Origin of the sequence: Paraburkholderia sp. MM6662-R1, from assembly GCF_050436245.1 — a bacterium.
GTDB lineage: Bacteria > Pseudomonadota > Gammaproteobacteria > Burkholderiales > Burkholderiaceae > Paraburkholderia > Paraburkholderia tuberum.
In genome coordinates, this window is record NZ_JBNDLV010000003.1 from 1,397,001 (window position 1) to 1,419,968 (window position 22,968).

The following is a 22,968-nucleotide window of genomic DNA, read 5'->3' on the forward strand; positions in this document are numbered from 1 at the left end:
TCTCGAAATAGCGAATGCGTCCGGAGACTTTGTCCAGGCACCACCGTCGAGCGTGAATTCTTCGGCGGACCGGATCGAGCCCGTGCTCATGCAGCCGGATGACTTCAGCGACCTGATCGCACTAGCCGACGAGGACGATAACGATCCGCTGCAGTTGCGCCGCGAACCGAATCCAGCGGAACCCGGCGCACACGACGGCATGGCAAAGCTTCTGGCAGCCGACATCGACGCAGCGGACCCGCTCGCCGCGCTCACGCTGGAATATCGTCACGCGCTGTTGAGCCAGGAGAGCGGCAACGCGCACGAGCCCAAGGCGTCGGCCGAAGATCACGGCGGGTCGATCATCGGCTTACCTCACGATCCGTTCGCCGAGCTTGTCGATCCGTCGCGTGCTGAAGCGTCGGTGTTCGACCTGCTGACGAAGGGGAAGAACATCGACACCCTGCTCGATCGCCTTGACTCGTTCAGTGCCGAGCAGATTTTCGAGGCGGACGAAACGCACGAGATCCTCGCGCTGCTCGCGCCGCGCGGAATTCCCGCGCACCGTGCGAGCAAAACCGCGCAGCTTGCGCGCGAAGAACATCACATGATCAGTATGGACAGCCACATCGCCATGCCTGAATCGATCGAATATGAAGAGCCTGAATTTTCAGATGAAAATAACCGCTGACCTGCCCAAGTCGGACACGCCAACACTTCGCAGCCTGCTCGACGCGCAGACTTACTGCGAACTCAAGGAGCAAACCATCGACAACGTGCGCAAGCATCCGTCGAACGTGCGCGAACGCTGGCTGTTGTTCGAGCTGTTGTGCCTCGACGGCGAATGGAAACGCGCGTTACAGCAGCTGCGAACCTGGGCCACGCTAGAGCCAGAAGGCACATCGCGCGCCCAGATGTATCGCGGGCTGATTCGCAGCGAGATGTTCCGCGCCGAGGTGTTCGCGGGTCAGCGCGCGCCGGGCGAGATCAATCCGCTGCCCGAGTGGGTGAAATCGCTGCTGCAAGCCAACGTCAAGCTGGGCGAGGGCAACCTCGCCGCCGCCGACGAACTGCGCGGCGCCGCGTTGAACGCCGCGCCGGCCACGCGCGGCGACAGCACGCAGATCGGCGCATTCGAGTGGCTGACCGATAGCGATAGCCGGCTGGGCCCCGTGTGTGAGCTGACCGTAGCGGGCGGGTATCGATGGGTGCCGTTCGACTCGATGAAATCGCTGACACTCGGTCCGGTCACCGCGCTGACCGACCTCGTCTGGCGCTCGGCCGTCGTGGGCCTACGCGACGCGACTATCCTGCGCGGCTACCTGCCGGTGCGCTATCCAGGTTCGGAAAGTGGTCCCGCCGCCACCCGGCTCTCGCGCGAAACAACCTGGAAAGACGTAGGGGAAACCGGCGTGATCGCGCTCGGCCAGAAAACCTGGAGCACCGACAAGGGCGACGTCGGCCTGCTCGACATCGGCGAATGCCGGTTCAATCACGACGAGCACGTATGACCACCTCCGACGCGCGACACCGGCAAGCCTACATGCCGTCGCTGATCGACCGCCTGCTCGACGATGCGCCCGCGCGGCGCAGCGAGCGGCCCGAGGCCTATGCGCCCAACAGCGAAGGCATGCGCCGCATCATCCAGCGTGATCTCGGCCTGCTGCTCAACACGACGAACCTGGACGACGAAATGGACATCGCGCGCTACCCCATGCTAGCCGCGTCGGTCGTCAATTACGGCATTCCCGCGTTGTCCGGTAGCTACCTCACCAGTCGCAACTGGGAAACCGTCGAGAAGATGGTCCGCAACGCGATCGTTCGCTTCGAGCCGCGGCTGATTCCGGAGTCGCTGCGCATCCGGCCGCTCAATAGCAAGAACCCGGTACGCTACAACCAGCTCGAGTTCGAGATTCATGGCCTCATGCGCTGGTCGCCCTATCCACTGGAATTTCGCATCCAGAGTGCATTCGACATCGAAATGAATCACGTCACGTTCGAGCTGGGCTCCGGCAAGGGAAGTTGACATGGACCCACGATTTCTCGACTACTACAGCCGCGAACTGACCTACATGCGGGAAATGGCCGGCGAGTTCGCCGCCCAGCACCCAAAAATCGCGCGCCGCCTTGGCATGGAGGGCATCGACGTTGCCGACCCCTACGTGGAGCGGCTCATCGAGGCGTTTTGCTTCATGTCGGCGCGCACGCAGATCAAACTCGACGCCGAATTTCCGCGCTTTACGCAGCGCCTGCTCGAAGTGGTCTATCCGAACTATGTCGCGCCGACGCCGTCGATCGCCGTCGCGCAGTTGCGTCCGAGCCTGCGCGAAGGCGATTTCACGAGAGGGCTGAAGGTGCCCCGGCAAAGCATGCTGCGCTCGGCGATCCCGCCCGGCGAGCAAACCGCGTGCGAATTCCGCAGCAGCCAGGACGTCACGCTATGGCCAATCGAGATCGCTGAAGCCCGGCTCAGCGCCGTGCCGCCGGATATCCCCGACACCGATCGCCATCTGTTGCCGCACCTGCAATTGCGCGGCGCGTTACGGCTGCGCCTGCGCACAACAGGCGAAGTGAAGTTCAACCAGATGACAGACTTCGACCGGCTGCCCATTTACATCGGTGGCGACGAACGTATCGCTTCGCATCTGTTCGAGCTGATCCACGCCGGTAGCGTCGCCTCCGTCGTGCGCGCGTACGGCGCGTCGAGAGACGAAGGGCACGTGGTCGCGAAAACACCGGTCGAATTTGAAGGTCTGCAAGCGCAACAGGGTCTGCTGCCGCTCACGTGGAATACGTTTCACGGCCACAACCTGCTTCAGGAATACTTCGCATGCCGCCAGCGCTTCTATTTCTTTGCGCTGACGCAGCTCGCGGCGGGTCTCGCGCGCGTGGACAGCAAGGAGGCCGAGGTCGTGCTGCTGCTCGACCGCCTGCCGGAAGAGCTGGCCGCGCACGTCGACGCAGCGCGTTTCCTGCTGTTCTGTACGCCGGTCATCAACCTGTTTCGCAAGCGCACCGACCGCGTCGAAATCAATCGCGCGCAAACCGATTTTCATCTGCTCGCCGACCGCACCCGGCCGCTCGACTACGAGATTTTTTCGGTGTCGCGCGTATTCGGTCAGCGAGCGCAAACATCGCTCGAAGTCGAGTTCAATCCGCTTTATCAGACGCTGCATAGCGACGTGGGCAACCACGGCCGCTATTTTTCGGTGCGCCGTGAGCAGCGCGCGCTGTCGGCCAATGCACGCAAGTACGGCACCCGTACGCCGTATATCGGGACCGAGGTCTACGTGTCGCTCGTCGATCAGGCGGAGGCGCCGTACGCTGACGACATCCGCTACCTGTCGGTCGAAGCGTGGGTCACGAATCGTGACCTGCCGCGCCTGATCCCGCGTAACGGCAAAACCGACCTCACGATGTCGGACTCCGTGCCGATCGAGGGCGTGCGCCTCGTGCATGCACCGAGCGCGCCGCGCGCGCCGTACGCGAGCGGTGAAACGGCGTGGCGTCTGATCAGGCAGCTGAGCTTCAACTACATGCCGCTCGCCGAACTCGACCACGGCGACGGCGGCCAGGCGCTGCGCAACATGCTCGGCCTCTTCATCGCCCCAGGCGAGCGCGAACAGGCACGGCAGATCGAGGCACTCGTCGGCGCACGCACTGAACCGGTGGTCCGGCGTCTGCCGGGCGACGGACTACTCGTGTATGGGCGTGGCGTGCGCTGCGAACTGACGGTCGACGAAACCGGCTTCTCAGGCATCAGCCCGTATCTGCTCGGCCTCGTGCTCGAGCATTACCTCGCGCGCCACGTCTCGATCAACGTGTTCACCGAAACCGAACTTCGTTCGATGCAACGTGGCCTGATCACCCAATGGCGGCCACGCATGGGCGGACGCGGAGCGGTATGAGCATGGATGGGGCAATGGCGAGCGCCGTCGCGCCAACGCGATCATCGCTCGATCCGCGATCGCTCGACGCGTGGTTCGATCCGGACACGCCGTGGCAGTCCGGCTTCCTGAGCCTGCTGCGCGCTATCGCCGCGCGCGACCCGCTGATGCCGTTGCCGGGCACCGCGAGTCTGCCGCAAGAAGAGCCGTTCCGGATCGGTCAGCAACCCACTCTGGCGTTTGCGCCACGCGAAATCGCGTCGCTCGGCATGCGAGACGGTCGCCTCGACGTGCGGCTGTTCGGGCTCGGCCTGTGGGGGCCGCAGGGGCCGCTGCCGCTGCATATGACGGAGCTGGCTCACAGTCGTGTGGAAAGCCACCAGGATCATGCGCTCGTCGGGCTGGTCGATCTGTTCCATCACCGCGCGCTGTCGCAGTTTTATCGCGCGTGGGCATCGGGGCAAGCCACCGCGTCGCTCGACCGTGCCGGCGACGAAACGTTTTCGTTCTACGTCGCCAGTCTGATCGGCGTCGACCCGGCCGAGGCGGAGCAGTCCTGTCTGCCCACGCACTCGCGCTACAGCGCGGCGGCGCACCTCGTGCGCGAGGCGCGGACTCCGCACGGCATCGCGGCGACGCTCTCGCATTACTTCGGTGTTCCGATGACGATCGAAGAATTCGTGCCGCACTGGATCCATCTGTGCGCATCGGAACATACGAGGCTCGGGGTGCCGGGGCCCGCGGCGATCATCGGTGAATGCGCCCAACTCGGCGAGGCAATTCCCGACCGGCAACACAAGTTCCGGCTCGTCGTGGGTCCGCTCGACCTCGATCAGTATTTGCGCCTCACGCCGCACGGCGAGGACTTGCCGACGTTCGTCGAATGGGTGCGAGCCTTCGTCGGCCACGAATACGCGTGGGAGGTCAAGCTGCTCGTCAACCCCCGCGCGGCGCCACCCGCCTGCATCGGCACGTCGCAGAGACTCGGCTACTCGACGTGGCTCGGTGATTCCCTCGACGACCTGCCGGTCGTCGGCATGGTTTTCGAACCTGAACAGTACAACGACCGACCCCGGAGTTCCCTCGCATGAACGCCAACGCTCCCGCCGTCGTGCTGCGCTACGCCGATCTGCTCGAACCGGTCTCCGCACACGCGCCTTGCGGTCCCGATCTCGAATACGATCCGGCCTTCGTGATGCTGCAGGCGGCCACGGCCCCACGCGCCGAAGCGCAGTACGGCGACTTCGTCGACGTGCCGCCAACGGCCAATTGGGCCGACATTGAACGCGACTGCCGCGCGCTGCTGCTGCGGACAAAAGACATCCGCCTCGCGGTGATCCTGCTACGTTGCCGAACCCGGCTCGACGGCGCGGCTGGCCTGCGCGACGGACTGGCACTGCTGATGGCGATGCTCGAATGCTATGGCGAAGCGCTCCACCCGCTGCCCGTGTTCGAAGGCGAGCGAGACCCGGCGATGTTCGCCAACGCGATCGGCGGACTCGTCGAACCGGATGGCACGCTGGCCGATGCGCGCGACATCCCGATGCCGAGGGCGGCGGGGCTTCAACTGCATTTGCGCGATATCGAAAAATCATTCGCGACGCCGCGCCAGAAGGACGCGCTCGCCCCTGAATCCGTCGCCCGGTTGCTCAAGGAATTGTGGGGCCGACGCGACGCGGCAATGGCCGCACTGGTCGAAGCGCAGTGTCTGACGCAGCGCATTGCCGCATGGTGCGATGAGATGCTCGACGCCGACGCGCCCGATCTCGGCGCGTTGTCCCGAGCGCTGGAGCCATTCGCGCAGCATCGGGTGGGCGGCGGCGGGTCCGCGCCAGCGCCCGCCCGAGCCGTCAACGAGCAGGACAACAAGCAGGACAACGACAGCGTGCGTGGACCGGCGTCAGCGATCGTGGCTGCGGCGACGCTACCGCAGTCCGACGCGCCGACCGATCTGCCAATCACTGCGCCTTCTCCAATGGATCGCTGGAGCGCGCTCGCAGCCATTCAGGAAACACGCATGTGGTTCCAGCAAAACGAACCGAGCAGTCCTGTCATTGTTTTGCTGCGCCAATCGGAACGAATGGTGGGCAAACGGTTTTCAGAACTCGCCCATATCATTCCCGCCGATTTACTCGCTAAATGGGACGTAGCCGACAGTTGAGGCGACGTGCGCGCATGTGCGACTTTCCCCGCTGTCAGCCCATTCAGTCCGCCGGTCAACCAACAACTTCCAATGAAAAGACTCATTCATTTTCTTATCCTGGTTTGCTTCGCGATACCCCATTTCGCGTTCGCCACCTGCATCCAGTTGAAGCCTTCGCAAATTTCCGAACTGCTGTCTCAAGGCTACATCGCGGGACAACCATTAGCGGTCAACATACCGTTCCGGGAAAGCTCGGTATCGATCGATCCGGCGTTACCGGTCGGCTCGGTGATCGCCACGGGCTTGTCGCCGGCGTACGCGACCTATGCGAACTTCGCGGACTGCACCAACGGGGGCACGGTATCAATACAGTATTCCAACGCAACGCCGTCCGTTGTATTGGGGGCTACCGTCTATAACACGAACGTCCCAGGCATCGGCTTTCGTTTGACCTATCTTCGTGCAACCGGCGTGAACTCGCCACTTCCGTTTACGCCTTCCTTTCCCGCGGGCGAACCCGATCAGGTTATGTATGGGCGCTTCGGCATTGGCTCGCAATTCGAGATCGAACTGGTCAAAACGGGCGACATCGCAAGCAACGTCAACGTGATACTCAACACCGTGGGAGCCGGCGTCGCCGAGGGTGACGGCAGTCGGGTCGTGACCATCACGGGCGGCAGCATCAACGTCAAGGTTCTTCCAAGTTGCTCGGTCAATACCAGCACACTGAACATCGATTTCGGCACGTTCGGCCCAAGCGATGTGTCGACCACAAGCGGGCCAACCCAGCCAGTCGACTTTACGGTGCTCTGCACCGGGCCCACGCCACCGGCTTCGATTACTGCCGTACTTTCCGGAACCCCCGATACAGAAGATAGCAGCATGTTGAAGAACACCGGCGCGACGCATCTCGCGATTCGTTTGCGGGATGTTTCAACCAACACAATCTTCAGGCCCAACGATCCGACGAGCACCCTCGTCCACACACCGCAGGGCGCGATGCAATCGCCGTTTGCACTCGAGGCGACGGTGCTGCGCGTCGGAACAGCAACGCCGAGCGCAGGCAGGATCCAGGCAACCGCAACAGTCACGATGACCATTCTTTGAATCGACTATTCAATGACGAAGGTCCACCAGAATCAACGCGCATGACCCAGTTATCCGTCACACCGCCGCACTCGATCTTCGTGCAAATCGCGAGTTATCGCGACCCGCAATTGATCCCCACCCTGCTGGATTTGATCCAGAAAGCTAGAAAACCTGATCTACTACGGATCATCGTCTGCTGGCAGCATGCGCACGACGAGACGATGATCCAATTCTGGCAGCACGGCTTTGGCAATTGGCGAACCGAGCAGACCGACAGCTGGACCATCCAACATCTCAGTCATCGTGAAGCGAAAATCGAACTGATCGACGTGCCCCACATGATGACGCAGGGCGCATGCTGGGCTCGCAATCTGGTCCAACAGCGATACGGCGGCGAGCGCTACACGCTGCAACTCGATTCGCACCACCGCTTCGTCGACGCATGGGACACGCTCGCAATCGAGATGCAGGAGTCTTTACGCGATGCAAGTCCGAAACCCGTGCTGACCGCCTACCTTCCGATGTACGACCCCGAGAACGACGACGCTCGATCCAGCAACGAGCCGAGCATATTGGCCTATGCAAGGTTTTCCAGGGAAGGGGTGGTCCTGTTTCGCTCGAAGACACTCTCCGACTGGAGAACGCACATTCGCCCGGTCCGTTCGCGCTTCTTCAGCGCGCACTTCGCATTTGCCGACGGTCACTTTGCCCAGGCGGTCCAGCACGATCCTGACTATTTCTTTCACGGCGAGGAGATTTCGCTTGCCGTCCGTGCGTTCACCCACGGCTATGACCTGTACAGTCCGCACAGGCTGATCGGTTGGCACGAATATCTGCGCTCATACCGCGTCAAGATGTGGAACGACCACAATCACGAGGCCAAGGAACGGGGTGAAATCGACGAGCCCTGGCACGAGCGCAACGAGCGCTCGTTGCAGCGCAATCGTGCTCTGCTCGGTATCGACGGAGAAACGTTGGCTGACGTTGAGTTCGGCAAGTATGGACTCGGAGCGGAACGCACGCTCGCCGATTACGAGGCCTACGCGGGCATCGGCTTCAAGTGGCGCGGTGTCCAGCAGTCGGTATTGAATGATGTTCCACCAGTCGCGGGCACGCAACGTCCCGACGAAGCGACATGGAAAGCTTCTCTGCTACGCGCAAACGACGTCCGTGTGTGCGTACATCAGAATGGATTCGACAGGCATCTGGTCACGCCCGGCGTCGAGCACGCGCTGCGGGCCGCGACGTCAGTCACCGTCGTGATTTACGGCAACGACGAGACGGTACTGCGCCGCGAGACCGTCGACGGCAGCGGTCTTTCCCGACACCGGAAAAACGGCTGGCTCGACTTCCATGTGATTTTCGAATCAGAACTTGGCCAGCTCCCCGCCTGCTACGTCGTGGAGTTGTTCGACGACGCCGGCAAGGTATTGAGCCGGGTCCGGTGCGCCATCGATGCATGACGCATCCGCGACGACGACGCACGGAAACGCCTCCGACGTCGCGCGGCCGACAGGATTGCACCACGTCAGCGGATTCGGCGCGTAGCGATACGGACTGGCTCCGCCTTCGCCGTTGCGATCGGGGCTGATGTAGCGGCCCGCGTGAGGATCATAAAAACGCGCACCGTTGTAGTACAGCGTGGTTTCATCGTCCGCGTATTGGCCGGCATAACGAAGCGGCTGCGCAAACGCGTCGCTGCTTGGCCACTCCGGCGTCACGAGACTGCCCCACGCCCGGTAACGCCCGCGCCATGCCACCTGGCCGGTCTCATCCGTGAGCGCGACGGCCGTACCGGCGGCGTCAGTGTGATAGTGATAGACCTGCGTGTTCTTGATCGCGCCATCATCGGCGAGGGTCTGGTCCACGCAAGCGAGCGGCGCGAAGCCCGTTGAGCGGTCGGGCTCGGGTTGATACAGGTACGTGCGCAGTTCCATCGCGCGCTGCTGCTGGATCAGTCTGTGTCCTTGCCACAAATAGCGCGTGAGCTCGTCCTGTTCCGGCGTCGATGACTGCTGCGCGCGCCGTGACGAAGCGGGTTCGACACGCCTGCCGATACGCCGACCGATTGGGTCGTACTGATAGCGCACGGTATAGCCCTTGCGATGCGCGGCGATGACGTGCCCCTCCGCATCCCAATCGAGCGATAGCGTATGGTTGCGGCCACGCCTACGCACCACTTGCCCCCACACATCATAGTCATAACGATGTCCGCGGCACTCCCCTAACCGGTGGTCGGGATACACGGCCGGGAACCAGCTGCCGCCAGGCGTATCGAGCAGATTGCCAGCGGCGTCCCACGTGAAATACTCGATGTCCCCCTTCTCCGACACCGAGCGCAACAGACAGCCACGCCGGTCGTAGTCGTACCACGTCTGACCGTCGGCCTCGGCGCCCGTCCTGACGATCACGTCAGCGAGACTGTAATCGGCTTCGCGCCACAATCCGGCGACAGGTTCTGTCGCGCAGCCCGGCGTATCCACGTCGCGCCCCGTCACCGAGCGCCACCACACCGGCAAGCCGAGCGGCGAATAGCCCGTATGCGTGCGCAAACGGCCTTGCGTGCGCGCAACCGGACGCCTCATCGCGTCATACCAGAAGCGCGCAATCTGTCGATCGTCCAGTTCGACGAACGCGACAGCGCCAGTTTCGAAGCGACGCATACGCAACTCCTGCCCCTGTGGCAGCTGGATCGCGACAAGGCGGCCAACGACGTCGTATGTGTAGCGCAGTGTGCCGTTTGCGCCGTGCTCGGCGATCAGACGGTCACCGGCGTCGTGTTCGAAGCGGATCTCATCCGCTCCGATTCCGAGTAGCTCGCCTTCTCGTGTTGGCTCGCGGCTCACGCAGTCGAGCAATCCGCGCGGCCCGTAGCGATACATATAGCGGTTGTGCGCGGTCTCACGCCGGATCAGACGGCCCGCGCGGTCGTAGTCGAACGTTTCGCGACGCTGTTGCGCGCCCGCCTTCCACGTGAGACAACGGACCTGCCCGGTATCCGCATAGTCGAAGTTGCGTTCCACGCCATCGGCATCCGTGATCGACAGGCAACTGCTCGCATTCCACCGCAGCAACTGCACCGCGCCGTTCGCGCTTTCGATTCGAACCGGGCGCCCATGCGCATCGTATCGACGCACGATCACGTGCCCCTCTTCGTCGACCGCGCGTACGACATTGCCGCGCCGGTCTCGATACCAGTGCCGGCTTCGGCCACTCGGGCCGACGAACGACGTCCGCTGGCCAGCCGCGTTCCACACATGACGCTCGGCCTGTCCGTCCGGACGCGTGATGGTCAACGGTCGGCCGAGCCCATCGCGCTCGATTCGCGTGACCGCGCCGAGCGCGTCGGTCACACTGACGACGTAACCATTGACGTCATACTCGTAGTCCGTCGTGCTTCCGCCAACTCCGGTGCGACGTGTCACCTGCCCCCACGCGTTATGCGCGAAGGTCGTGGCGACCCCCTGCGCATCCGTCGAGCACACGACATCGCCATCGTCACCATATTCGAAACGCGTGAATTCTCCAGACGGGGTTTGATAGTGCAACGGCTGCAAGCGATCGTTGCGTGCCCACATCCACACACGGCCATCGCTCAACGCAACTGACACGGGCTCGCGTGACGCAAACGCATACTGCGTCGAGCGGGTTGCGCCCTCGCGATCCGTCTCACACGCGACGCGTCCGAGCCCGTCGTATTCGACGTGAACCACCCGCTCGCCGGGCAGTTGCATGGTGAGCGGCGCGACGGCGTCGCCGTAGTCGAACCGGTAGTGCCGGTCGTCGAAGTCTGTGTGCGACAGCACGCGGCCCTGCTCGTCGTATTGCCAATGCGCCGTGTTGCCGAAGACGTCGCTGACCTCACTGGTCCGGCTATCGAAGTCGTAGGCGAAGCGCTCACGCGCGCCTTCTGACGTGACTCGTCGAATCACGCGCGCGGCGCCGCCGATCGTCTGCCACACATAGCGTGTCGCCATTCCGAGCGCGTCTGCTTCTTCGACGATCCGCCCATCGCGGTATGCAAAGCGACGCACGATTTCGCCGACCCGGTTGCGTACCTCGGTGAGTTCGCCGCGCTGGCTGTAGCCGTACTGGACCAGCGCGCCGGTGGGACCGCCGTCGACACACTCGACAACGCTCAGACGCGCGCCCATCCGCGCTTCGTAGTGCATGCGCAGCTCGTGGCCGCAGGTTCCACGCATGCGCAGCAAGCGCCCGCCGGGATCCCAGATCAGGCCGATCCGCTGCTGACGAAGATCCTCGACGTATTTGAGCCGTGCGATTCCGTTCGCGTCGAAGTCGCCGAACACGCGGTAATGCGGCGTCAGATCCGCGACGACGAGGCGTCCGTCGCTCAGATGCGCGATGTGCAACTGTGCAGCCGACGCAATTACCTGCGACCCGCGCCCGGGAAACGGCACGCTGAGCGTGCTGCCGTATTCGTCGGTGTAGAGCAGTTGATCGTCCCGCTTGTGCAGCGTGACTTCCCAACTCGTGCGCCAACCGACGCCGAGCAGCCCGAGCGCGTGCTGCGCGCTCGAATAACAACGCGACCATACGAGCGGAAGACGGCCTCGCAGCCTGAAGTCGGTTTCGTCGGTAGGTAGGCAGACTTTGCTGCCGCTGATTACCTCGACCGAGCCGCACAGAATGCCCGACAGCGCGCGACGCATCCGAAAGCGGTCGACGACGTCGCCGAGCCGCTCACAGCGATCGAGCAACGGTCCGACACTGGCGAGGGGCAATACGACGCCGGGCAAGCCGAGCAGCTCGCCGCCGATTCCCGCGACTCCCGTCGTCACATGGCCCCCATCGTCATCATGAACCGATGCGCACGTCTGGCGAGCCAGCGGAACACGGCGCGCCACACGAAACCTTGCCGCCAACCAATGCCGCCGGCACGTTGTTGATCAACACCGTACCCGAACCCGCGACCACAGCTTGCGAGCACGGGTGCAGCGCGCAAACGGCAGAGCTCATACCGACGAGCGCCGCAGGCAATCGATTGATGAAGACCGTCGGGGAACCCGAGACGATCGAACCGCCGTGTCCGATCGCATCGCCTTTGCGAGCCGCTGGAAACATGATCGATTTTCTCCTCATGGAAACTGAACGTCCGTGCAGGGCGATGCGCGAAGGCATTCGCCGTCTGCACGGTATTCCGAAATATGCTGTTACGCGTCCGAGCCGGTTGCCGGCGGTGGTTCGATCGGCGGCGGCGGTTCCTCCGAGGGCGGCGGCTCTTCCGACGGTGGCGGCTCCTCCGACGGTGGCGGCTCCTCCGATGGCGGCGGTTCCTCCGATGGCGGCGGTTCTTCCGATGGTGCCGGCTCTTCCGAGGGCGGCGGCTCCTCCGACGGCGGCGGCTCCTCCGACGGCGGCGGCTCCTCCGACGGTGCCGGCTCTTCCGATGGCGGCGGCTCTTCCGATGGTGCCGGCTCTTCCGAGGGCGGCGGCTCCTCCGACGGCGGCGGCTCCTCCGACGGCGGCGGCTCCTCCGACGGTGCCGGCTCTTCCGATGGCGGCGGCTCTTCCGATGGTGCCGGCTCTTCGGACGGCGGCGGTTCTTCCGACGGTGCCGGCTCTTCCGATGGCAGCGGTTCTTCCGATGGTGCCGGCTCTTCCGATGGTGCCGGCTCTTCCGATGGTGCCGGCTCTTCCGATGGCGGCGGTTCTTCCGATGGCGGCGGTTCTTCCGATGGTGCTGGCTCCTCCGACGGTGCCGGCTCTTCCGATGGCGCCGGCTCTTCCGGCGGCGGCTCTTCCGACGGCAGTGGTTCTTCCGTCGGAAGCGGACATATCGTCGGAAGCGGCTCGTCCGATGGAGGTGGCGGAATAACTGGAACGTCCAGCGCATCGAGCACCACTACAGGAACTGGCACCGTCACTGAGCTGCCGCATTCCTTGTCACCGGGGTTAAGGTCCAGCGGCGTGCCTTGCACCACGACACGGGTGTCACCCTGGATGCGGATCGACTTACCGATGAGCTTGATCTCGCCATCCTTGTTCATGGTCAGCGAGGACTTGCCGCACACGATAGACAGCGCCTTCCCGGCCGACAGCGAATAGGCTCCGCCTACCGCGTGCGTCGACGCGCCACCAACCGTGACCGTACGTGCACCGCCCACCGTCAGAAGGGAGGCACCCCCAACCGCGGTCTCCTCCGCCCCGCCAATCGAGACAAAGTGTGCAAGACCCACGGAATAGAAGGCGACACCCTTCACCCTTACCGAGTACTTGCCGCCGACGATCGTGCTGGACGTCGCGCCGACGGTCATGCTGTGCGCCGCGGCCACGCCGATCGTGTAGTCGGCACCGACGACGTGTGACTCATTCAGCTTCGTCAGGCGGTTCATGTCCCGTTCCGCCTGCAAAGTGAATTCCTCGGCACCCGCCTTGTCCTCGAAGCGGATGCTGTTGTAGTTCTGCAGGCCCCCTTCCATCGACCGGCTCATGAAACCGCTCTGCGTCGCGTTGCCTGGCAAGTCATAAGGCGGACGCGTCGCCGCGTTGTACAGGCTCCCGGTGATCAGCGGACGATCCGGGTCGCCGTTCCAGAAGTCGACGATGACTTCCTGGCCGATGCGCGGAATGTAGATGCCACCGAAACCCTGACCGGCCCACGCCTGGCTCACACGGACCCAGCAGGAGTCGGTTTCGACGTTTTGGCCGTAACGGTCCCAGACGAAGCGGACCTTCACGCGGCCGAATTCGTCGGTCCACAGTTCCTTGCCCTCGGGACCCACGACGACAGCCGACTGCGGCCCGTTGACGACCGGCTTCGAGGTCTCCCGCGGCAGTCTGAACACTTCGCTTGTCGGTTGCACGTCGAACTTGTTGCTGCAGGTGTATTCGTAGCCGCTACCCGATTCGTCCGGCGTACCGGTCAGGTCGAGCTTCGTACCGATGACGAGGTATTCGCAGTTCGCGGCCGTATAGTCGTAGTTGGTCAACACGAACGTCTGCCCGCACGCGAGTCCCCGTACGTTACCTTCGCCTTGCGCCCGCGTACCCGGCGCGCGCAGTGCTTCCATGCGCGTACGCGCCAGCAGTTCACCGTGGCTGCTGTCGGTGTAGTCTCCCGGCCAGTCGTAGCGCTCGAGCAGGTTCCAACTGGTGTCGCGCGGTTGCTGATTGATCGCCCGCATGTCGGCGCGCGAACGCGTGAAGTCGAAGTCGCTCGTCACGTAGTGACCGGTGCACAAGACTTCGGCCGTCGAAAACGCGCTGATGTATTCGGTGTCGGTCTTGCCGCCCTGCGGTTGGAACGCCAGCGTCCGGTATGACGGGTTCGGCGAGTGGCGGTGCGCGCCAATGTGGTCGCACAGCACGAGCCGGTGCTTGCCGTCGGCATGCTCGAAAAACCAGTAGATGCCCCACTCTTCCATCAGGCGATGAATGAAGTCGTAATCGGTCTCGCCGTACTGGACCTGGAACGTGCGCGGTTCGTTGGTCGGACTCTCACCCTCGAGCGCATAGCGGCTCACGTCGAGGCGCTTTTCGACCGGGTACGGATAGTCCTTCAGCACCTCGTCGATGATCTCGATGACCGTCCTGTTCTGGAAAATCTTGTAGTCGGTCGTCAGGGTCGCCAGCCACAGCCACGGCTTCAGCACGACACGATAGACGTTGTAGCGGCCGTCCCGACGCAGGTATTGCGCGGCGACGACGAGTCCGGTGATTTCGCGCTGACATGCCTCGGTGTCGGCGCTCGGCTGGAGGTCGATCGCGACGGTCATTTCCTTGCCTAGCAGCGCCTTCAGGTCGAGGTTGGCACTGACGGCAAGCGGTACCGTGTAATCGTCAGGCGTGCGCAATAGCAGTTCGTACTCAAACAGCTTGCCGAGATGCTCGTCGCCGTTCAGTGACATGAACTCCAGCGCCGGCTGCGTCTGTCCGTCCGCGGTCTGACCCGGCCACCGCGGTATCGCCGCGCTGGATACGGTCACTGCGCGGCTTTGCACACTTATCGCGTTCAAGGGATTACTTGACATGCACTCCTCTAAATTCTCTATATCGAAAAGACGCTACAGCTCGTCGGCGAATGCGGAGCCTGACGACGCGTCCGCTCGCCTTCCCATCGCGTTTCCGCTACCGGGACAACGAAAATCGCGCAGCAACGCCGTGAGTTGCGGTCCTGACTGTCCGCCCGATGTCAGTTCGATGACCGCGTGCCGGTCGTCGAAATTGAAGTCCACCGCCGAGCGGCTCGACGACAACGTCGACGTCACGCGGCCCCGGTCGATCAGACGGAACAGCGCCCACGGACCTTCGGTCATGACGGTCGACGTGTCCGGACGCACGCGCGGATTCGCGGTGAGGCCGGCCATCGAACCGCCGCGCGGCCCCGGCCAGGTGATCGGGGACGTCGTGACCGGACCATGCGCATAGCGCAGGTTTTGCCCGTCGACGTCGATGAGCAGATCGGTAATCTCGGGGTCCAGCGACACGACCTTGAGGCCCGCGTTCCACGACATCCGGGTCGCGCCGGGATCGCGGAAAAATGTCTGACGGATCGCCGCGGCGCGCTCGAACGGTTCGAGGCCCGGTCCCTGCATGGGCGGCATGCCGGGGCTGACCGGCTTATAGCGCCATGGCCGCATGCTCGTATCGACGCGGCTGGCGAGCGTCTTGTGGAAAAAGTCGTCGAGCAGGCCGCCGGCCGCGAACACGCGATTGAAATCGTCGATGTCGACTTCCTGGGCGGTCGCGGCAAACGGATATTTGCCTTCGACAGCACGTCGGCATTGCGCGCCAACGCTCGATTCGACCTGCATCATGAGCAGGGAGCCGACATTGCGGTCCACCTTACGCATCGACTGCGACGCGAGGCCCGCGAGCACGGCCCGAAACGGCGGCGGAAGCTTCTGCGCCTCGAGCTGCATCGTGGAGCCGAGGTCGTCCGTGGGCGGCATGCTGTTGGTGGCGAGCACGTCGCCGGCCGTCATCAATCGCGTGTACTGCTCGTTGATCAGCCCGATGACGCCGCCCAGCTGCAGCACGCCGCTGCCGCCAGGCAGCGCGCTCCCGCTATCGGCCTGGCCGGTCACGACTTCGCGCAGCGCGGCAAAGCGTCTGTCGACCAGTTCACGTTCCATCTTCTGTTGCGCGAGCTGACCGATCGTGGCGGTTGCGGCCACGGCGCTCGCTGCGCGCGCCGCCTGCGAGCGACGCATGATCACGTTGATGGCACTACCGGCGGCTGACGGCTCGTCCGCGCCATCAACGATCGACAGCGACGTCTCGCGCGCGGCCGTTCGCGCGAGTCTCGCCAGCGGCGAATCCGGCGCAGCCAGCGTACGCAGCGTCTGCAAATCGGGCGCCAGGGTGCCTTCGCTGCCGGACACCGGTCTCACGTCGTCGAGAAACTGGCTCCAGTAATTGCCATAGTCGGTCAGGTATTGGCGACGGATATCGTCGGCGAGCCTGTCCTTGCGCGGTGCGTTGCCGTTTGCCATCCGCCGCCGCCGCGCCGATGCATCGGCCTCGCCCATCACCCAGGCGTCCTGTTTTCGCGCCTGCTCGAGAAAATCAGGGAGGCGCTTGTTAAAAACGGCGTGATAGCCGTCGTAGGTATAGAGACCGGGGATACCTCGCGCGAGCGTCGAACCGCCGGCCAGCATGAACACGGTAGTGGCCTGCGGACCTGCGGCGCTCAGCAGCGTGACGTTCTCGGGCGCCTCGGGAGCCATGGCGTTCATCGCACGTTCGTAGAGCCGTCCGGACGCCGGATTGCGGCCAAGGAACTCGCGCGCGCGGCGCACGAGCCGTGCATTCACCGGTCTTGCCGGCACCGCGGGCACCCCTTCCACGATCAGCGCATCGAGGTGACGCGCCATCACGTTGCGCTCGCCGAGCGATGCGACGCTGTTGGCGTGTTCCCAGTCGCCGAGCACCCATGCCTTGACCGCTTTCGCGTCGTAGTGCGAGCCATCGAACAGCATCAGGTAGACCATCAGCGTGCGATAAACGCCGTCCGCGTCCTGTACGCCGATTTGCGTATCGAGCACCGTTTCGAGCCGGCCGACGACTTGCGGCAGCAGCATCTGTTTCAGCAGATTGTTGTAAGTCTCGCCGGCGGCGGCGCGGATGGCGGGCGCCGTGTAGAGCCCGTAGTGCCATGCGACACCGGGATTGTCGAGGTCCATGCCGTCGAACTGAGGCAGGTCACGCGACGCCGACAGAAGCGTCCCCATCGTCCCGGGCTGCGGCGCCTTCCGTTGCGACAAGACCCGCGCGGCGAGCGCATTGGCCTTGCCATCGATCGCGGCGAGATACTCGCGGTTGTTGCCGAAGCTCACGACGAGCGCACCAATCAGCCACACCGCCACGACGATCGCGAGCAGATGTCCGATAAGACGCAACGCGCGGAAGCGGACTTCCCAGTACAGGTTCGGCCGCACCAGATGCGCTTCGGCCAGGATCACGCGCTGAAACAGATTGCGCAAGAAATAGCCGCGATAGCCGGTAGGCGTCGCGTCGCCGGACGACGGCGAGACCGTATTCGGCGCGGCACCAAATAAACCCGCGAGCCCGCGACGCAGCCGCTGCAAGAGCGTGGAGCTGTCGGCGGACACGGCCTCGTGAGTTTGCGCCGCGCTCGTGAAATAGACGCCGCGCAGCGTGCTGTTCAACTGCGTGTCGTCGTATTTCGAATCGAGAAACACCAGCGCGAGCAATTCATTGAGTTCCGCGCACAGGCTACGAAATTCTGACGGCAGCGCATAAAGTTTCTTGCGCAGATCGACCTCGTACACCTCTTGCAGCCTCGTGTTGACGCCGTCTTCGAGTCCCTGCTCCAGCTCACGCATTTCGGCCGCGCAGTTCAGGCGCAGTGTGTCGCGGCCGTGTTCTTCCGCCGCTTCCTGATAAGGCAGTGTGAAGCCGAAAATCTGCGCGCGGCTTTCCGCCGTCAACGACTGGAAATACTCCCCGAAGCCGGGCAGCAGATCGAGCTTCGTGACGAGCACGTAGACGGGGAATCGAATCCCCAACTGCTGGCGCAACTCGCCGAGCCGAGCGCGCATCGACGCGGCGAGCGCCTTTCGTTCGGGCGCTGGGCGCGTCAACAACTCTTCGATTGAAACGACCAGCAACGCACCGTTGATCGGCGCGCGCGGGCGCCGCTTGCGAAGCAGCCCCAGAAGGCCGCGCCACTCGGCCTCGTTCACGCTCTGCAGGTCTTCCGGATCGACGTCAACCTTCGCGGCGTCTTGCGACGCTGCGTCCTGAACCGTATAGCGGCCAGCGGTGTCGATCAGCACCGCTTCGTTCGCGAACCACCAGTCGCAGTTCGCCGTTTCGACGCGGCTTCTCAGCGACGCCGCGACCATCTGATCCGCCTCCGGAAAATCCAGACCCGAGTTCAGGATCAACGTCGTCTTGCCGGCGCCTGGCGAGCCCACCACCATGTACCACGGGAGTTCGTACAGATAGCGCTGGCTTTCGAGCAGACGACGCAGCCCTGCCGGTCCGCCGCGCATGCGTTTGAGCTTGTCGATGGCCTTCGCGACGACCGCGTGAAGCGCGCGGATTTCGTCTCGTGCGACAGGGGTCGCGGCCGACTTCTTCGTGAACGGGTTCAGAACGCGCTGCAGCAGCACGTCATCGCTGCGCACTGCCCGCCACAGACGATACAGCCCATAGATCGCGTAGCAGGCAAGCAGCACCGAGATCAGCAGCACGCGGGACCATGTGGTGCCGAGTGGATGCGTTTCGCCGAACGCGAGTATCGGTCCGAAATACCAGAGCGCGAGACACAGCAACGCGACGCCGATGACGCCAGGCGACCAGCCGAGCAGCCAGAACAGCAGCAGCAATAACAGCACGACGATCGACAGCGTGCGCGAGAGCACGCTCTCGAGTGGGCGGTAGTCGCCAAATGCAATCAGAGGTCCCACGAACCAGACGGCCACAGCCGTCACGAGGATCGCGGCGAGCACCAGCGTCTGGCGCGTGAGCACAAGTTTCGATAAGCGGTTCAAATAAGACATCAAGGCTTTCCCGTTAATGCGTGACGAAGACTTCCACGCGTCGATTGCGGGAACGACCTTCCGCTGTACTGTTGTCCGCGACAGGTTGTGTATCGCCCTTGCCGACAGCCTCGATGCGATTGCCGGGCATGCCGTGCGCCTTCAATACGTCGGCGACGAACGCGGCGCGCCTTTCCGATAGCACCAGGTTGTCAGGAAACTCCGCCGTATGAATCGGCTGGTTGTCGGTGTGCCCGGTCACCGTGACATTGCCGCCGACCCGGACGACCTCCTGCGCGACCTTGGTCAACACCGGATCCAGTTCCGGTCGAATGCGGCTTTGCCCCGGCAGGAACACGTAGTCGCCACGGAACACGACCCGGCTGCTGCTCGCGTTCTCTTCGACGGAGACCTGGCCGCGAGCGATCTCGTCTTTCAGCAAAATCGACAGGCGCAAGCGCTCGTGAACGACCGGAGCCGCGGCCTTGATCGGCTCTCCGATCGCGAGAATCTTCGCTTCCAGCGCATTGCTTTGCGCCAGAAGCCGATACTTGTACCAGGCGAACAGCGAGAACACACATAGCGCAGCGACGCCCGCCGTCGCCCAGACCGGCACGCTTTTCAGCAGCCGCATCCTGCCCGGCTCCTCGCCGCGCCAGTGCGGCGACAGTTCGAGCCGCATCGTGTCCCGCGTGCCGCTGATAAGCGTCAGCATCCGCTGCCGGATCTGCTCCAGATGACGTGGACCGTCCGCGGCAACGCTGTAGCGTCCTTCGAATCCAAGGCTGAGAATGCGATACAACACCTCGAGGACGTCGATGTACTCCTGGGGATCCGTTGCCATGCGGCCGATCAGCAGGAAGAACTTCTCGCCGCCGTCCACTTCTCCTTCGAACTTGAGCAGCAGCCCCCCCGCGGCCCAAATTCCACCGTTCCCCCAACGCGTGCGGTTGGCGGCTTCGTCGAGCGCGGTGCACAGCGCGTAACGGACAGCCGCCACGTGCTTCCACGGCAAACTCGCTTTGTCGCAGACCTTCTGGAATGCGGCGACCTCACGCACCAGCAGCGAGCGCAAGCTCGCGACCGCAGCCAACGAATCGAGCGAAGCCGGCATGTCCGCCAGCATGCGCAACAGAGGCTGCGCGGCTTCACACAACGGATTGCGCGCAGCCTTCATGCGCTCCAGACGCGTCTGCACTTGTTCCGGCGGATCGAACGCGGCCGCATCGACCACCGGTTCCTGATTGGCGACACCCGCGGTTGTGGGACGCCCAGCGGGACTGGCAGACGGCTGGCTCTGGCCAGAAGCAGAGTTGTCGGGGTTCAACAGAAACTCGAACGCGTCGTCCCCGTATGCACCGGTACTCATTTTTGACGCACGCCCCACAGCTCAAGCTTGAGTTCCGGGAAGTGCCCGGCGACATGCATGGCAAGCCCTCCGTGCCGCGCAATCTGTTCCCAGAACGGTCCGGTACGCGACAGTTCGAAATAGATAAAGCCCGAGTTGAACGGAATCTGGCGCGGAGGAACCGGCAGCGCCGCTACTGCCAGACCCGGCAGGTGCGAACGGATCAACTCCGGCAAGCGCTGCGGATGACTGATCTTCGTTTGGGCAAGAAACTGCTGCTGCAGCAATTCGGAAGGCATCTGCGCGCCCACGGCGAGCACGAGGCTCGAATAGCCGGCCAATTCGTTCGGCAGCATGGCGGCCGTACGGATGCCATGCGCCTGCTCCGTAAGCGGAATGGGCTGCGCACCACGAATCAACACCTGGTTCAACAGATAGTGAACCTCCTCGACGAGGGGCCTGATACTGCGGTAGAGCTGCGCATGGTCATAGCCCGGCGCCGCCCGCGGACGCCGCGTTTGCGGACGCACGAAGGTCGAAAGCTCGCCCGCGAAAAGCGCGAGCTCGCGATACAGGGTCACCGGCGCGGTCTCCTCGAGTTGGCAAATATGCTCCAGCAGCGGCTCATAGCGATTGAGCACCTGGAGCAGCAGATAGTCGGCCACTTCGGCCGCCGCGCCCGTACGGCCATCAGCACCTGACAGACGGGCGGCGAGCGCGTCGGCGCGTAGTCGCGCGAGACCGTGCAGCTGCATCGCCCATTCGCGCAGCAGTGGATTCGCGCCGTAACCGGTCACGGGCGGAATGTGGTCGGCGCTGTGCAGCGACACGGCGCCGTCGGCGTGCAGCGCCTTCACGCGCGTCAGCGCAAGCCCGATCCACGACTGCGTCAGCTCTTTCTCGGGCAACAGCCGCAAGCGCAGATTCGAGAGTTGGACGGGCTTCGGACCCTGGCCGATCGCGTTGCTGTCGCGCAGTTCCGCGTCGTACGCATGGTAACGGGCCAGCGATCCGCTCTGCTCGGTGAAGGCGGTTTCCTCGGTGTTAGGCAAGCGAAGCGGGACCGCCAGGTAAATCACCTGCTCCTGATGTTCCGGTCCGATCGTCAGTGGGGGCGGGGGCAGCGTCAGGCCAGGCACCTCGAACGGTGTGCCGTCTGGAAATACGCCGAGCCCGCTCTTGAACACCAGCTTGCCGAACGCGAGCGATTCCTGATCGATTTCATAACGGCTGAAGCCCCAGAAAAACGGGCTCAGCGGCGCGCTCCGGCGATGCGCGAACGACTCGAAATACCGCTCCTGCTGCTGAAACAATTGCGGGCGCAGGAAGAGTCCTTCGCTCCAAACAACTTTGCTATACCAACTCATCGAAATTAGTCTGACTTTGAAATCGAAACAGTGCGCTGATCGAGCTGGATCGTCAGCTTCTGTTCCTTGTCTGGAAGAGCCATCCTGTACCATGCGGCGTCGGGCGCGATTGGCAACCGGTAAACCGCGCGCCAGACCGATTTCCCGAGATCCCGGTAGCCGGCCAGCACGCCAATTGCGGTAGTGGCGGGGTTCGACTTCCGGACGATCTGGCGTGTATCGCCGGGACGCAGAATAAATTCGTCAACGACCAGCACGTCGTCGCCAAGGATTTTTTTGTCGTCGCTTTGCAGCGTGAAAAAGTCGGCGGTTTGAAACGCCGTCGGCGACTTCAGTTCGTAGACCCGCACGAGGATCGGCGCCGCCGTTCCCCACTCGTTCGGATTGACGTTCTCGTTTGCCGCGATCTGAAGCCGGAGGGTCGTTCGCTCCTTGACAACGGGAGCCGACGCGGTAGCGCACCCGGACAGCCATGCGCTCCCTCCGCTTAGGGCTAGCCAGCCCCCGATACGCAGCCATATCGCGAAGCGGGAAAAAAAGATCGAAACCATCTGACGGTATCAAGGTGATCTCGCACATCGCCCTGAATGAACCAGGATGCCTGCATCCAGCCGGGCATCCCGGTTAACAACCTTGACACGGCTTCCCGGACAAAAGGGTCGTCGTGCCAAGACTCAGGAAAATGTGCGATTTAGGCTGTGTTCTTCTTGATATCGAAGGTCGCCGTGATCGCACCGCCGCTACCGCCTTGCGCGTTCTGCACCACATATTCCTGCTTCAGGCGAGCAAAGGACAGACGCACCGTTTCGCACGGACGCGATTCACTGTCGCTGACGCCGGACGGCTGCACCGAGGTAACCAGCACGTCGTTCATCGTGAATTTGATGTATTCGAGCGGATTACCGCCAGCCTTGCGCACGACGAGTTTGGCTTCGTCGATGTGCTTACCGGTCAGGCAGTATTGCGTCAGGTTGGGCGTTGCACGATCGATGAAATGCTCAAACGTGAAGTCGTCGACCGTGGCTCGGCCAGCGCCACCACCGGAACCAACGTGCATATTCGATTGCTGCGTAACGCCCCACGCCCAGCTCAGAACATCGATTTCGTCCTTGTGGTTAGCGTCTGCCGACTCACCATCAATCCCGTTAATCTTGAGAAAGATGTCTTGCGCCATAAAAATACT

At 63.4% G+C, this 22,968-nt stretch carries 16 protein-coding genes; 8 read left to right on the forward strand and 8 right to left on the reverse strand.

Annotation, left to right across the window (positions count from 1 at the left end; all coding sequences use genetic code 11):
* Nucleotides 1–88: 88 nt before the first annotated feature.
* The 8 genes from OKW39_RS29460 (at nt 89) to OKW39_RS29495 (ending at nt 8,561) form a co-directional block, all read left to right on the forward strand.
* Nucleotides 89–670 (forward strand): TagK domain-containing protein, encoded by a 582-nt coding sequence (locus OKW39_RS29460; protein ID WP_429332622.1) that lies wholly within the window; start codon nt 89–91, stop codon nt 668–670.
* The gene (locus tag OKW39_RS29465; RefSeq protein WP_187612304.1) at nt 654–1,490 is read left to right on the forward strand and encodes a type VI secretion system accessory protein TagJ; all 837 of its coding nucleotides are present in this window, start codon (nt 654–656) and stop codon (nt 1,488–1,490) included. The genes OKW39_RS29460 and OKW39_RS29465 overlap by 17 nt, the downstream gene beginning before the upstream one ends.
* On the forward strand, nt 1,487–2,005 hold the full coding sequence (gene tssE, locus OKW39_RS29470; RefSeq protein ID WP_090810720.1) for a type VI secretion system baseplate subunit TssE: 519 nt from the start codon (nt 1,487–1,489) through the stop codon (nt 2,003–2,005). Before OKW39_RS29465 ends, tssE begins: the two co-directional genes overlap by 4 nt.
* A gap of 1 nt (nt 2,006) precedes the next feature.
* Nucleotides 2,007–3,887, forward strand: coding sequence for a type VI secretion system baseplate subunit TssF (tssF, locus tag OKW39_RS29475; RefSeq protein ID WP_090810718.1), 1,881 nt, complete (start codon nt 2,007–2,009; stop codon nt 3,885–3,887).
* A gap of 2 nt (nt 3,888–3,889) precedes the next feature.
* Complete coding sequence (gene tssG / locus OKW39_RS29480; RefSeq protein ID WP_429564231.1) at nt 3,890–4,957, forward strand: type VI secretion system baseplate subunit TssG; 1,068 nt, start codon at nt 3,890–3,892, stop codon at nt 4,955–4,957.
* Nucleotides 4,954–6,027, forward strand: coding sequence for an ImpA family type VI secretion system protein (locus tag OKW39_RS29485; protein WP_429564232.1), 1,074 nt, complete (start codon nt 4,954–4,956; stop codon nt 6,025–6,027). Before tssG ends, OKW39_RS29485 begins: the two co-directional genes overlap by 4 nt.
* Before the next feature lie 72 nt (nt 6,028–6,099).
* Nucleotides 6,100–7,116 (forward strand): fimbrial protein, encoded by a 1,017-nt coding sequence (locus OKW39_RS29490; protein WP_429564233.1) that lies wholly within the window; start codon nt 6,100–6,102, stop codon nt 7,114–7,116.
* A 41-nt stretch (nt 7,117–7,157) separates the two neighbouring features.
* Nucleotides 7,158–8,561 (forward strand): GlcNAc-transferase family protein, encoded by a 1,404-nt coding sequence (locus OKW39_RS29495; RefSeq protein ID WP_429564234.1) that lies wholly within the window; start codon nt 7,158–7,160, stop codon nt 8,559–8,561.
* Here OKW39_RS29495 and OKW39_RS29500 read toward each other — a convergent pair.
* From OKW39_RS29500 to OKW39_RS29535, 8 genes are all read right to left on the reverse strand, one after another.
* Nucleotides 8,466–11,900, reverse strand: coding sequence for an RHS repeat-associated core domain-containing protein (locus OKW39_RS29500; protein WP_429564235.1), 3,435 nt, complete (start codon nt 11,898–11,900; stop codon nt 8,466–8,468). The two genes, OKW39_RS29495 and OKW39_RS29500, sit on opposite strands and share 96 nt — an antisense overlap.
* 16 nt (nt 11,901–11,916) lie before the next feature.
* A complete protein-coding gene (locus OKW39_RS29505; RefSeq protein WP_090810707.1) occupies nt 11,917–12,183 on the reverse strand; it encodes a PAAR domain-containing protein in 267 nt (88 codons plus the stop codon).
* An 89-nt stretch (nt 12,184–12,272) separates the two neighbouring features.
* Nucleotides 12,273–15,092, reverse strand: a complete 2,820-nt coding sequence (locus tag OKW39_RS29510; RefSeq protein WP_429564236.1) for a type VI secretion system Vgr family protein — start codon at nt 15,090–15,092, stop codon at nt 12,273–12,275.
* Nucleotides 15,093–15,125: 33 nt separating this feature from the next.
* Complete coding sequence (gene tssM / locus OKW39_RS29515; RefSeq protein ID WP_429564237.1) at nt 15,126–19,091, reverse strand: type VI secretion system membrane subunit TssM; 3,966 nt, start codon at nt 19,089–19,091, stop codon at nt 15,126–15,128.
* A 13-nt stretch (nt 19,092–19,104) separates the two neighbouring features.
* The gene (gene tssL, locus OKW39_RS29520; RefSeq protein ID WP_429564238.1) at nt 19,105–20,439 is read right to left on the reverse strand and encodes a type VI secretion system protein TssL, long form; all 1,335 of its coding nucleotides are present in this window, start codon (nt 20,437–20,439) and stop codon (nt 19,105–19,107) included.
* The gene (gene tssK / locus OKW39_RS29525) at nt 20,436–21,785 is read right to left on the reverse strand and encodes a type VI secretion system baseplate subunit TssK (protein ID WP_184023673.1); all 1,350 of its coding nucleotides are present in this window, start codon (nt 21,783–21,785) and stop codon (nt 20,436–20,438) included. Before tssK ends, tssL begins: the two co-directional genes overlap by 4 nt.
* 5 nt (nt 21,786–21,790) lie before the next feature.
* A complete protein-coding gene (gene tssJ, locus OKW39_RS29530) occupies nt 21,791–22,336 on the reverse strand; it encodes a type VI secretion system lipoprotein TssJ (protein WP_429564239.1) in 546 nt (181 codons plus the stop codon).
* Between the two features lie 140 nt (nt 22,337–22,476).
* Nucleotides 22,477–22,959, reverse strand: coding sequence for an Hcp family type VI secretion system effector (locus tag OKW39_RS29535; RefSeq protein ID WP_090810696.1), 483 nt, complete (start codon nt 22,957–22,959; stop codon nt 22,477–22,479).
* Between the last annotated feature and the right edge of the window lie 9 nt (nt 22,960–22,968).

Excerpts from the sequence above, each read along its gene's own strand:
- tssF (WP_090810718.1), top strand. The coding sequence starts at position 2,007 with ATGGACCCACGATTTCTCGACTACTACAGCCGCGAACTGACCTACATG.
- OKW39_RS29535 (WP_090810696.1), bottom strand. The coding sequence starts at position 22,959 with ATGGCGCAAGACATCTTTCTCAAGATTAACGGGATTGATGGTGAGTCG.
- OKW39_RS29495 (WP_429564234.1), top strand. The coding sequence starts at position 7,158 with ATGACCCAGTTATCCGTCACACCGCCGCACTCGATCTTCGTGCAAATC.
- tssJ (WP_429564239.1), bottom strand. The coding sequence starts at position 22,336 with ATGGTTTCGATCTTTTTTTCCCGCTTCGCGATATGGCTGCGTATCGGG.
- tssL (WP_429564238.1), bottom strand. The coding sequence starts at position 20,439 with ATGAGTACCGGTGCATACGGGGACGACGCGTTCGAGTTTCTGTTGAAC.
- tssM (WP_429564237.1), bottom strand. The coding sequence starts at position 19,091 with ATGTCTTATTTGAACCGCTTATCGAAACTTGTGCTCACGCGCCAGACG.
- OKW39_RS29490 (WP_429564233.1), top strand. The coding sequence starts at position 6,100 with ATGAAAAGACTCATTCATTTTCTTATCCTGGTTTGCTTCGCGATACCC.
- OKW39_RS29465 (WP_187612304.1), top strand. The coding sequence starts at position 654 with ATGAAAATAACCGCTGACCTGCCCAAGTCGGACACGCCAACACTTCGC.
- tssE (WP_090810720.1), top strand. The coding sequence starts at position 1,487 with ATGACCACCTCCGACGCGCGACACCGGCAAGCCTACATGCCGTCGCTG.
- OKW39_RS29485 (WP_429564232.1), top strand. The coding sequence starts at position 4,954 with ATGAACGCCAACGCTCCCGCCGTCGTGCTGCGCTACGCCGATCTGCTC.
- OKW39_RS29505 (WP_090810707.1), bottom strand. The coding sequence starts at position 12,183 with ATGTTTCCAGCGGCTCGCAAAGGCGATGCGATCGGACACGGCGGTTCG.
- OKW39_RS29510 (WP_429564236.1), bottom strand. The coding sequence starts at position 15,092 with ATGTCAAGTAATCCCTTGAACGCGATAAGTGTGCAAAGCCGCGCAGTG.
- tssG (WP_429564231.1), top strand. The coding sequence starts at position 3,890 with ATGGATGGGGCAATGGCGAGCGCCGTCGCGCCAACGCGATCATCGCTC.
- tssK (WP_184023673.1), bottom strand. The coding sequence starts at position 21,785 with ATGAGTTGGTATAGCAAAGTTGTTTGGAGCGAAGGACTCTTCCTGCGC.
- OKW39_RS29460 (WP_429332622.1), top strand. The coding sequence starts at position 89 with ATGCAGCCGGATGACTTCAGCGACCTGATCGCACTAGCCGACGAGGAC.